Below are 12,403 nucleotides of genomic sequence, written 5' to 3'. Positions count from 1 at the left end.
CAGCTCTTGCTCTTCGAACCGGGATCTCACAGACGCCGCCGAACGCGACGTTGGTGCTGGCCGAGTGCAGGTGTCATGGAAGGGGGAAAACCGGCATGGATGCCGGTTTAGCCGCACCGGGCCATGGATGGCCCATTGCGGCGGCCCCCTGGAATGGCGCCTGCGCGAGGGAACCCCGAAGGGGCCAAACCCGGAGCAAGCGGTTTGGTTACTTTGCCGCAACAAAGTAACCCGCCCGTCGGGGCGGAACCCGAGGTTCAGGCACCGGTATTTCGGATCAATCACAAGACCGCAAGACCACCAATCAGCAATCAGCAAACAAACCCACAACACCTCAGCAACACCCATGCAAAGCCTGGAACGGTAGTGATCTATGCAAACCTCAACATTGCGCAAAACCGCGCTTGGCCTGGCCCTTGCCGTAGCGGCTGGCCTGGCTCTGTACGCCATACAAGCACCTGCCGACGCCCCTCAATACCTCAGTGCCCCGGTCGAACGCAGCGACATCGAAAACGCTGTGCTGGCCAGCGGCACCCTTGAAGGCATCAAACAGGTTGACGTCGGTGCCCAGGTCTCCGGCCAGCTCAAGTCCCTCAAGGTCAAACTCGGCGACAAAGTCCAGAAAGGCCAGTGGCTCGCTGAAATCGACCCGCAGATCCTGCGCAATACCCTGCAGCAAGCGCAGATTGCCGAAGAAAACCTCCAGGCCCAACTGCGCGCGACCGAAGCGCAGTTGAAGAAAACCCGACGCATTTTTGAACGCTACACCATTCTTGAAAGCGGCTCGTCCATCTCCCGCCAGGAATTCGAGAACGCCGAATCCGACCACGAAGTGCAACAGGCCAACCTGCAATCGCTCAAGGCCCAGATCAAGGATGCGCGGATCCAGATCGATACGGCCAAAATCAACCTGGCTTACACCCGCATCAACGCGCCGATCGACGGCGACGTCGTCGCGATCGTCACCCAGGAGGGCCAGACCGTCATTGCCAACCAACTGGCACCGGTCCTGCTCAAACTCGCTGACCTCGACACCATGACCGTCAAGGCTCAGGTGTCCGAGGCCGACGTCATCCACATCAGCCCCGGCCAGCAGGTGTACTTCACCATTCTTGGCGAAGACAAACGCTACTACGCCACCTTGCGCGGTATCGAACCGGCCCCGCAGGACTTCCAGAAGGCCGACAGCGAGAGCGCCAAACAGAACGTCGCGGTGTTCTACAACGCCCTGTTCGACGTGCCCAACCCCGGCCACCGCCTGCGCATCGCCATGACTGCCCAGGTGCATATCGTGCTCGACACCGCCAAGGCGGTACTCAACGTGCCGGTGGCCGCCCTCGGAGCGCGCAGCGCCGATGGCAGCTACAACGTGCGGGTGCTGGACGGCAAAGGCCTGGCCCAGAGCCGCAGCGTCCAGACCGGCATCAATAACAACGTCAGGGTCGAGATCAAATCCGGCCTGGCTGAAGGCGATCGGGTGGTCATTGGCGACCCGATCAACGCCAACAAGGACACCTGAGCATGGCGCACGGCAAACAACCTTTGCTGCACCTTACCGGCATCACCCGCAGCTTTATGGCCGGCGACCGTGAGTTCATTGCCCTCAAGGGCATCGACCTGAGCATCCATGCCGGCGAAATGGTCGCCATCATCGGTGCCTCGGGGTCGGGCAAATCGACGCTGATGAACATCCTCGGTTGCCTGGACCAGCCCAGCGCCGGCAGCTACCGGATCAATGGCCAGGAAACCCGTGAGCTCGATGACCAGGCACTGGCCGAATTGCGCCGTGACTACTTCGGCTTCATCTTCCAGCGCTATCACCTGTTGCCGCACCTGAGCGCGATGCACAACGTCGAAATGCCGGCGATCTATGCCGGCACCGCGCCCGAAGAACGACACAGCCGGGCCCGGCGGTTGCTCGAACGGCTGGGTCTGAGCGGCCATGTGCATCATCGCCCCAGCCAGTTGTCCGGCGGCCAGCAGCAGCGGGTGAGTATCGCCCGGGCGCTGGTCAACGGCGGGGAGGTGATCCTGGCGGACGAACCCACTGGCGCACTGGACACCACCAGCGGCAAGGAGGTCATGACGATCCTCCAGGAACTGCATGCTGCCGGGCACACGGTCATTCTGGTGACCCACGACCCCAAGGTGGCCGCCAATGCCGAGCGGATCATCGAGGTCAGCGACGGCGTGATCATCAGCGACCGGCGCAACGATGCTCAGCTTTCGGCGCATGACAAACCGGCGACGGAGCAGCCAGCGGCGGGGGTTGCACGGCGCATGGTGGCCAGCGTCGGTTTGTTCAAGGAAGCGTTCCGCATGGCCTGGGTGGCGTTGATCTCGCATCGCATGCGGACCTTGCTGACCATGCTCGGCATCGTCATCGGCATCACCTCGGTGGTGTCGATCTCGGCCATCGGCGAAGGTGCCAAGCGCTACGTGCTCAAGGACATCCAGGCGATTGGCAGCAACACCATTGATGTGTACCCCGGCGCCAGCTTTGGCGACAGCCGGGCGGCGGCCATCGAGACCCTGCAGCTTTCGGACGTGCAGGCACTGGGGCAGTTGTATTACGTGGACAGCGCAACGCCAGTGGTCAACCGCAACCTGCTGCTGCGCTATCGCAATATCGACCTCGATGCCCAGGTCAACGGGGTCAGCGACAGCTATTTCCAGGTACGCGGGATCAAGATGGAGGCGGGCATCACCTTCAGTGAAAGCGATGCCCGGCGTCAGGCCCAGGTGGTCGTGATTGATCACAACGCACGCCAGCGGTTGTTCGGCAACACGATCGACCCCTTGGGTCAGGTGATCCTGATCGACAACTTGCCGGTGACGGTGATCGGCGTCACCGCAGACAACAAGAACATGTTCGCCGCCAGCAAGGCCCTGAACGTCTGGGTGCCTTACCAGACCGCCGCCGGCCGGCTGCTGGGCCAGCGCCACCTGGACAGCATCAGCGTGCGCATCCGCGATGGTCAGCCAAGCAAGCTGGTCGAAGAGAAAGTCACCGAATTGCTGCAGCAGCGCCACGGCACCAAGGATTTCTTCACCAATAACCTCGACAGCATCATGCAGACCGTGGAGAAAACCAGCCGCTCACTGGCGCTGCTGTTATCGCTGATTGCGGTGATCTCATTGCTGGTGGGCGGTATCGGGGTGATGAACATCATGCTGGTGTCGGTGACCGAGCGGACCCGGGAAATCGGCATTCGGATGGCAGTCGGCGCGCGTCAGTCAGACATCCGCCAGCAGTTTCTGGTCGAAGCGGTGATGGTCTGCCTGTTGGGCGGGGCAATTGGGATCTCGCTGTCCTACGGGCTCGGGCATCTGTTTACGGTGTTCATCAAGGAGTGGGAGATGGTGTTTTCGGGCGGGGCAATCATCACCGCCGTGGCCTGTTCGACCCTGATTGGTGTGGTGTTCGGCTTCGTCCCGGCGCGCAACGCGGCGCGCCTGGATCCGATTGATGCGCTGGCGCGGGATTGATCGAATGCTGTTTGGCAGAAGCGGCCAGGCGGCGATCCGCTTTGGCCGCAATCCCGCTCGATCAGATGCTTGGTGCCTCGGTGGGAGCGAGCTCTGCTCGCGAAGAGGCCAGTAAAAACACTGCATCTGCTGTGAATGTGCCGCCCTCTTCAACAGGTTTACTGAACGTGTTGCTCGCCACCGAGCGCTGCATCGTCTGGGCAGTACATCCAGCGTTTGAGTGAGTGCCGGCCACTGATGCCCAGTTTGATCGAGGCGCGTTTGAGATAGCTTTCGATGGTATTGACCTTCAGGTCCAGCTGTACGGCCAGTTCCGGTGCGGTGCGCCCGGCCAGCAGGCCGACACAGACTTCCATCTCGCGGGCCGACAGTTTCAGGCCGCTTTGCTGCAGGCGTTCGCTAAAGCGCAGGCGCAGCGTTTGCGGTTCACTGCTGTCATCGGCTGGCGCTTGAGTATCGGCCGGTTGCACGGCGCTGATGTGTTTTTCGACCATGGGCAGCAACAGCGGCGAGATATCCTGCAGCAGCGTGCGTTCCAGGGCCGAGAAGCCTTGCGGCTCGCGGCTGCGGTACAAGGAAATTTCGTAGCGGAAACCGTCCTTGTGGCGGCTCAGATGCAGTTGCGCGGCCTCTGCGTGCGGCGTGGTTGGCGTCTGCTCGGCATGGGCCGAAGCGCAGAAGTCGATTTCGTCGGGGGAGCTTGCCTGTTGCACCGGATCAAGCGGCAGGCGGCGAATGTGCGTGGCATCGATGGCCAGATGGCTGTGGATCAGATCATGCAGCATGCGCGGAAAATGCCGGCTGCCGGTACTGGCAATGACCTTGCCGAGGTGAGGGAACAGCACACGTGAATTCATCGTTTCATCCCTGATTTACAAGTGTCGTGATTAGTGTGCGCGATCAGCCTGGCCCATGCGCGTAGATCGGGAACAGGCGGGGCGAGGCACGACGTCATGCATGGCCAGAGACTTCTCGGGCAGAGGATACATAGGCAGGTCCTTCTAACAGAGGGGGGTAAGTGCTCGAGGCGCGGAACAACAGCATAACCGTTTCTGTGCCGGTATTACTCATTTAAAGGTTCTAAGCATAGCGTTTTTGGTCTTCGCTAGTTTCAGTGGGTGGCTGTAATTTTCCATGTTTAGTTGGGGTTATTACACCTTACAGCAAAGTGCATTACCGATTTATGTTGCGCAACCTGATGCTGCAGGAAAGGCACGGATGATATCCGGGCAAGGTGTCGGCTCTACCGTTTGTCGCCTGTTCAGCCATTTCCGTATAGCTCCCACGCACACGCCAGACCGCTGTACCACTGCTCCCGGCGGTCTGCATGGCGAGGCCGATGACAATTGACACACGCTGCCGGCAGCCCGTGATGTCATATTTATTTAATGGTAGCACAGTGACATGTTTGCGCCGTCTTCATCTGTTGGCGCGAGCCAAAATGATTGCCTGCCAGCCGTTAATGGCAGCAACCAGGCTGCCGGGCGGTTGCGATGCAATGTCCACCGGGTTAATAAAGGATCCAATTTAACAATGGGCGTTTCTCGTCCACGCCAGCGAAACGAGTCGTTATTGATGATCGGCACGCCAGTGCAGTGCAATGCCGACTATGCCGTAACGCTAAAGCACTTGCGGTATTTATCAGGCTCGGTATTGCACTGTAGGGGTAATGGGCAGTTTTGCGCTGTGAGGTGAGACCGTCACCGCTGCGCCTGGCCCGGTGATACCTCGCAGGAGCTGCTTGAGCAGCGAAGGCTTCGCCGCTAAAGCCAATACTGTTCAGATAAGCACTGCGGACCCGCTGGGAGCGAGCTCGCTCGCGAAGACGGGGGGCCACAAAGGCGTGCAGCGCTGATCCGAACCGCACAGCATCCGCGCCGTCAGGCCCGTTGCCAGCCGCCGCCCAAAGCCTTGTAGATGGCGACGATCCCTTCATACAACTCGATCTGCGCTTGAGCCTGGGCGTCTTCAGCGGCCAGGCGCTCACGCTCGGCGTCGAGCAGCACCAGAAAATCCGCCGTGCCTTCGCGGTATTGCACCGAGGCCAGACGGGCGGCCTCGCGGCTTGCGTTGCTCTGGCGCAGTAGGGCGAGCAGACGCTGTTGGCGTTTGTCGTAATCGCTGAACGCATTCTGCGACTCTTCAAGGGCCAGCAATACCTGCTGCTCGTAGCTGGCCAGCGCGCCTTCGGCGTCGGCATCGGCGCCGCGAATCCGGGCGCGGACGCTGCCCAGGTCGAAGGCCGCCCAGGTGATGCTCGGGCCCAGGCTCCAGGCTTTGGCCGCCTGAGAACCGATCTGCGAACCGCGCCCGGCGGTAAACCCCAGGAAGCCGCTGAGGCTTACCCGTGGGAACAGGTCGGCGGTGGCCACACCAATGCGTGCGGTGGACGCCGCCAGTTGCCGTTCGGCGGCCCAGACGTCAGGCCGCTGGCGCAACACCTGGGTCGGATCACCGACGGCCAGGGTTTTACTGATCGCTGGCAGCCCGGCCGGGCTCAGATCGACACTCAATGCATCGGGGCGTTCGCCCAGCAGGGTCGCGATGCGGTTGCGCTGGCGCACCTGTTCGGCCTGCAGTTGCGGCACGCTGGCCTCGACGGCGGCCAGGCGTGCATCGGCGCGCACCACGTCCAGTTCATTTCCCACCCCGGCGTCACGCAGTTGGGTGGTGACGTTGCGCGAGTCCTGCTGGTTTTTCAGGTTGTCGCGGGCAATGGCTTCACGCAGCTGGGCACCGCGCAGGCGGCCATAGGCATCGACCACATCGGCGATCAGGGTCACTTGCAACTGGTACAGCTCGGCTTCGGCCGCCTGCTGGTCGGCATCGCTGGCTTGCAGTTGGCGCTGGATGCGACCGAACAGGTCGACTTCCCAGGCCATGTCCAGGCCCAGATCGTAGCGTTCGCTGTTGACCCGATCTTCGGTCTGGCCGGGGACCTGGCCCTTGCCGATCTGGCTGCTGGCGCGGCTGGTGATCACCGGCATGGCGTCGTTGCTGACGTCATCGCGGATCGCCCGGGCGGCCTTGAGGCGCGCGAACGCCACCCGCAGGTCACGGTTGCCGGCCAGTGACTGCTCGACCAGTTTGTTCAGGGTCGCATCGTCGAACTGCTGCCACCAGTTGGCGGCGCTGCGGCTGCGGTCATAGGCCGCCTGGGCGCCAGCGGCCTGGGTGCTGGCGTCAGCGGTGGCCGGGGCCTTGTAGTCCGGGCCGACGGCGCAGGCCGCCAGCGCCAGCACCAGCAAGGAAGGGGCGAAGAGTTTCAGGGCACTCATCAATGCGCCTCCACGGAGTGAGTCGGTTGTTGGGCGATGCGGGCCGCCTTGCGGGCCTCGCGACGCTCGACGAAGTTACGGATCAGCACGTAGAACACCGGGGTCAGCAACAGGCCGAAGAAGGTCACCCCGAGCATCCCGGAGAACACCGCCACGCCCATGGCATGACGCATTTCGGCACCGGCGCCGCTGGACAGCACCAGCGGCACCACGCCCATGATGAACGCGAAGGAGGTCATCAGGATCGGCCGCAGCCGCAGGCGGCAGGCTTCCAGTACCGCGTCCAGCGGGCTGAGGCCTTCTTCCTGTTTGTCCTTGGCGAACTCGACGATCAGGATTGCGTTCTTGCACGCCAGGCCGACCAGTACGATCAAGCCGATCTGGGTGAAGATGTTGTTGTCACTCCCTGCAATGATCACCCCGGCAATCGCCGACAGCAGGGTCATCGGTACGATCAGGATCACCGCCAGCGGCAGGCTCCAGCTCTCGTATTGTGCCGCCAGTACCAGGAACGCCAGCAGCACGCACAGCGGGAACACGAACAGCGCGGTGTTGCCGGCCAGGATCTGCTGATAGGTCAGGTCGGTCCACTCGTAGGTCATGCCGTTGGGCAGTTCTGCGCGCAGCAGCTTGTTCATCGCCGCTTCGGCCTGGCCGGAGCTGTAGCCGGGGGCGGCCGCGCCGTTGATTTCAGCGGTGATAAAGCCGTTGTAGTGCATCACCCGGTCGGGACCTGCGGTGTCGCTGACCTTGACGAAGGTTGCCAGCGGGATCATCTCGCCCAGGTTATTGCGGACCTTGAGCTGACCGATCTGCTCGGCATCCTGACGGAACTGCTGTTCAGCCTGGACGTTGACCTGATAGGTACGGCCGAACCGGTTGAAGTCGTTGGCATACAGCGAGCCCAGGTAAACCTGCAGGGTGTCGAAGATATCGCTGATCGCCACGCCGTGGGTCTTGGCTTTTTCACGGTCGATGGCGGCATCGACCTGCGGCACGTTCACCGTGTAGCTGGTGAACAGCCCGGCCAGTTCCGGCACGCTGCGGCTCTTGGCGATGACGTTCTGGGTTTCTTTGTACAGCTCGTCATAGCCGAGGTTGCCACGGTCCTGAATCTGCAGGCGGAAGCCGCCAATAGTGCCCAGGCCCATCACCGGTGGTGGCGGGAAGATCGCCATGTAGGCTTCCTGGATCGAGGCGAACTGGCCGTTCAGCGCACCGGCAATGGCGTTGGCCGACTGGCTCGGGTCCTTGCGCTCATCGAAGGGCTTCAGGGTCACGAACACGATGCCGCTGTTCGGGCTGTTGGTGAAGCCGTTGATCGACAGGCCGGGGAAGGCCACGGCATTGGCCACCCCAGGTTGCTTGAGGGCCATATCGGACATGCGTTTGATCACCTCTTCGGTGCGGTCCAGGCTCGCTGCGTCCGGCAGTTGCGCGAAGGCCACCAGGTATTGCTTGTCCTGGCTGGGCACGAAGCCGGTCGGGGTGGTCGAGAAGCCCAGCCAGGTCAGGGCCATGAGCCCGGCATACACGACCATGGCAATGCCGCTGCGCCGGATCACCCGCGCCACAGTGCCCACGTAGCCATGGCTGGCTTTTTCGAACACTCGGTTGAACGGCTTGAACAGCCAGCCGCCCAGCAGACGATCAAGCAGGCGCGAGAAGCGGTCTTTCGGTGCGTTGTGACCTTTGAGCAGTACCGCCGCCAGGGCCGGCGACAGGGTCAGCGAGTTGAATGCCGAGATTACTGTGGAAATCGCGATGGTCAGGGCGAACTGTTTGTAGAACTGGCCGGTCAGCCCGGAAATGAACGCCGCCGGCACGAACACCGCGCACAGTACCAGCGCCGTGGCGATGATCGGCCCGGTCACTTCGCCCATGGCTTTGTGGGTGGCAGCCACCGGTTCCAGGCCCAGCTCGATGTTACGTTCGACGTTCTCTACCACCACGATGGCGTCGTCGACCACGATCCCGATCGCCAGCACCAGGCCGAACAGCGACAGGGCGTTGAACGAGAAGCCGAACATGTGCATGACCGCAAAGGTGCCGATCAGCGACACCGGCACGGCCGCCAGCGGGATGATCGAAGCGCGCCAGGTCTGCAGGAACAGGATCACCACCAGCACCACCAGAATCAGCGCTTCAAACAGGGTGTGGATCACCGCCTCGATGGAGCCGCGGACGAAGATGGTCGGGTCATAGACGATCTCGTAGTCCATGCCCTGCGGGAATTCCTTCTTCAGTTCGGCCATGCGGGCCCGGACCTGGTTGGAAATGTCGATGGCGTTGGAGCCGGGGCGCTGCATGATCGGCAAGGCGACAGCAGGTTTGTTGTTGAGCAGTGAGCGCAGCGCGTACTGACTCGAACCCAGCTCGATGCGCGCCACATCCTTGAGGCGAGTGATTTCACCGTTGGCACCAGAGCGGATAACGATGTTCTCGAACTCTTCCTCGCTGACCAGGCGGCCTTGGGTGTTGATCGACATCTGGAAGCTGGTGGCATTCGGCGACGGTGGCGCGCCCAACTGGCCGGCGGCGACCTGGCGGTTCTGTTCACGGATCGCGTTGACCACGTCAGTGGCGGTCAGGTTGCGCGAAGCGGTCTTGTTCGGGTCCAGCCAGACCCGCAGCGAGTAGTCACCCATACCGAACAACTGCACATCGCCCACGCCATTGAGGCGCGCCAGCTCGTCCTTGATGTTGAGCACCGCGTAGTTCGACAGGTAGAGCATGTCGTAGCGGTCATCCGGCGAGGTCAAGTGCACGACCATGGTCAGGTCGGGCGAGGCCTTGTCCACCGTGATCCCGATGCGCGTCACTTCCTCGGGCAGCTTGGGCTCGGTGCGGGTCACGCGGTTTTGCACCTGCACCTGGGCGTTGTCCAGGTCGGTGCCCAGCGCGAAGGTGATGGTCAGGGTCAGCTTGCCGTCGGCGGTGGCCTGGGAGGACATGTAGAGCATGTTTTCCACGCCGGTGATGGCTTGCTCCAGTGGCGAGGCCACGGTTTCGCCGATCACTTTGGGGTTGGCACCGGGGAAGTTGGCGCGCACCACCACGGTGGGCGGTACCACTTCCGGGTATTCGCTGATCGGTAACTGGAACAGCGAGATGGAACCGGCGATCAGGATCAGCAGCGATAACACGGCGGCGAAGATCGGCCGGGATATAAAGAATGTCGAGAAGTTCATCGGTCGTATCCCTTAACCGCGTGGCGCTGTGACGCTGGCGAGTTTGACGGTGGTCTTGGTGCTGACAGGCGTCATGTTGCTGGCTTCCAGCGCCTCACGTTGTTGGCGCAGGGCCGCGAGGGTCTGGTCGCTGGCCATCGGCGTGACCTGCGGGTCCACCGGCTGGCCGGGACGCACACGTTGCAGGCCCTTGACCACGATGGTGTCGGTCTTGGCCAGGCCGCTGCGCACGATGCGCAGGCCTTCAAGCTTTGGACCCAGCTCCACGGCGCGGTAAGCCGGGGTGTTGTTCTGGTCCATGACCAGCACGAACTTCTTGCCCAGGTCGGTGCCGACCGCTTCGTCCTGGATCAGCACTGCCGAGTAGGTGCCGCTGCCCACCAGCTTCAGGCGCGCATACAGGCCAGGGGTGAAGCGCCCGTCAGTGTTGTCGAACACCGCCCGGCCACGAATGGTGCCGGTGCGCGGGTTGACCTGGTTGTCGACGAAGTTCATCTGGCCCAGGTGCGGGTTATCCGCTTCGTTGGACAGGCCCAGATACACCGGGGTGCTCTGGCCGCGCTGACCCTGACGGGCCAGTTCGTTGTACTTTAGGAATACGCGTTCGTCGGCGTCGAAGTAGGCATAGACCTTATCGGTGGAAACCACGCTGGTCAGGGCCGTGACGTCGGCGGTGACGATGTTGCCGCTGGTGATCTCGGCGCGGCTGACCCGACCGCTGATCGGCGCGGTGACTTTGGTGAAACTCAGGTTCAGACGCGCCAGGTCCAGTTGCGCCTGAATCGCTGCCACGCCAGCTTTGGCTTCCTGTGCCGAAGTGGTCCGCGAATCAGCCAGTTCGGCAGAAATCGCGTTGTTGGCGCGCAGCCGGTCGCCACGCTCGGCTTCGTTCTCACTGCGGCTGGCCACGGCCCGGGCCTGTTGCAACTGGGCTTCGAGACGGCGCACTTCAGCCTGGAACGGACGCGGGTCGATCTGGAACAGCAGGTCGCCTTTCTTGACCAGCGCGCCGTCGGTGAAGGCCACCTGATCAATCTGGCCGGAGACTCGTGGACGGACCTCAACGGTTTCCGGCGCTTCGAGCCGCCCGGTGAATTCGTCCCACTCGTTGATCGGCTGCTCCAGCACCTTGGCCACACTGACCTTGGGGGCGGCTGGCGCCTGAGTGGCTTCCGGGGCGCGACCACAGGCGGTGAGTACCACCATGGCCAGTGCGGTTAAGGGGTAGCGCAAAAAGTGAAGTGACTGAGCCATGGAGAATCCGCCGCAGGTAAAAAGGGTGATGGGGCGGATTCTGTTGTGCGCGCGGACTATTAACGAATCGAATGGGACGAAGGTTAATATCGATCTGATTGATGTTTACCGACTACTGTTCAGATAAGCACTGCGGACTCGGTGGGAGGAGCCGGCCGGCCCCTCCCACTAGAACCAAGCTCGGCCGAAAGATCTGGCATTAGCGCTACTGACCAGCATCAATCTTAAACGGCCGCCTCAATCGCCAGCGCTGCCGTCAGAGTATTTTTCATCAGGCAGGCCACGGTCATCGGCCCGACGCCGCCTGGCACCGGGGTGATGGCCGAGGCCACCTGGCTGGCAGCCGCAAAGTCCACATCGCCTACCAGTACCGGCGCGCCGTTGCGTTCGATGCGGTTGATACCGACGTCGATCACCACAGCGCCAGGCTTGATGGCCTCGGCACCGAGCAGTTCGGCGTGGCCGGTGGCGACTACCAGGATATCGGCCTGACGGCACTCGGCATTGAGGTCCTGGGTGCGCGAGTGAACGATGGTCACCGTGCAGTTTTCCTGCAACAGCAGGCTGGCCATGGGTTTACCGACGATGTTCGAGCGCCCGACCACCACGGCTTTTTTGCCGGTCAGGTCGCCGAGTCGGTCCTTGAGCAGCATCAGGCAGCCCAACGGTGTGCAGGGCGTCAGGCCGGGTTTGCCCTGCGCCAGGCGGCCAACGTTGACCGGGTGAAAGCCGTCGACGTCCTTGGCCGGAGCGATGGCTGCGATCACTCGGGCTTCATCGATATGGGCGGGCAGCGGCAATTGCACCAGAATGCCGTGCACGCTGCGGTCATGGTTGAGGATGTCGATCAGTGCCAGCAACTCTTGCTGAGGCGTGCTGCCCGGCAACAGGTGAGGGAACGACTCAATGCCCAGCTCGGCGGCCTTTTTCATTTTGGTTTTTACATAAACCTGGCTGGCCGGGTCGTCACCAACCAGCACCACGGCCAGGCCCGGTCCTCGCTGGTAAGTGTCACGAAACGCTCGGGCACCCTCGGCGACTTCCTGACGCACCTGCTCGGCAAAGCGCTTGCCGTCGATGATTGCCGCCTGGGTGGGCGAGGAGAGGTCGCAGGTGTGTGAGGTGGTCATTGCCGGGTCTTCCGCTGCGGAGTTGGAAAGTTGCCAGACGATGAATCGTTACGCTGAATAT

At 62.3% G+C, this 12,403-nt stretch carries 7 protein-coding genes; 2 read left to right on the top strand and 5 right to left on the bottom strand.

Going from position 1 to position 12,403, the window contains the following annotated elements:
- Positions 1–373: 373 nt before the first annotated feature.
- Both macA and NJC38_RS24055 read left to right on the top strand, forming a co-directional pair.
- Positions 374–1,519 (top strand): macrolide transporter subunit MacA, encoded by a 1,146-nt coding sequence (gene macA, locus NJC38_RS24060; protein WP_045491638.1) that lies wholly within the window; start codon positions 374–376, stop codon positions 1,517–1,519.
- Positions 1,520–1,521: 2 nt separating this feature from the next.
- Entirely contained in the window at positions 1,522–3,489 is a 1,968-nt protein-coding gene (locus tag NJC38_RS24055) for a MacB family efflux pump subunit (protein WP_253117373.1), read from the top strand.
- 158 nt (positions 3,490–3,647) lie between these two features.
- On the opposite strand, the gene NJC38_RS24050 is transcribed toward NJC38_RS24055, so the two are convergent.
- The 5 genes from NJC38_RS24050 to folD all read right to left on the bottom strand — a co-directional run bounded on the left by NJC38_RS24050 (position 3,648) and on the right by folD (position 12,342).
- Entirely contained in the window at positions 3,648–4,346 is a 699-nt protein-coding gene (locus NJC38_RS24050; protein WP_253117372.1) for a helix-turn-helix transcriptional regulator, read from the bottom strand.
- A gap of 1,023 nt (positions 4,347–5,369) precedes the next feature.
- Entirely contained in the window at positions 5,370–6,767 is a 1,398-nt protein-coding gene (locus NJC38_RS24045; protein ID WP_253117371.1) for an efflux transporter outer membrane subunit, read from the bottom strand.
- Positions 6,767–9,958, bottom strand: coding sequence for an efflux RND transporter permease subunit (locus NJC38_RS24040; RefSeq protein ID WP_045491627.1), 3,192 nt, complete (start codon positions 9,956–9,958; stop codon positions 6,767–6,769). Before NJC38_RS24040 ends, NJC38_RS24045 begins: the two co-directional genes overlap by 1 nt.
- Positions 9,959–9,970: 12 nt before the next feature.
- A complete protein-coding gene (gene mexE / locus NJC38_RS24035) occupies positions 9,971–11,212 on the bottom strand; it encodes a multidrug efflux RND transporter periplasmic adaptor subunit MexE (protein WP_045491625.1) in 1,242 nt (413 codons plus the stop codon).
- Positions 11,213–11,436: 224 nt separating this feature from the next.
- Positions 11,437–12,342: a bifunctional methylenetetrahydrofolate dehydrogenase/methenyltetrahydrofolate cyclohydrolase FolD gene (folD, locus tag NJC38_RS24030; RefSeq protein WP_045491623.1), complete on the bottom strand. Its 906-nt coding sequence runs from the start codon at positions 12,340–12,342 to the stop codon at positions 11,437–11,439.
- Positions 12,343–12,403: the final 61 nt, after the last annotated feature.

This window comes from Pseudomonas sp. 21LCFQ010, from assembly GCF_024129905.1.
Taxonomy (GTDB): Bacteria; Pseudomonadota; Gammaproteobacteria; order Pseudomonadales; family Pseudomonadaceae; genus Aquipseudomonas.
The sequence above is the reverse complement of the archived record's forward strand: the minus strand, read 5'-3'. Positions and strand labels throughout refer to the sequence as shown.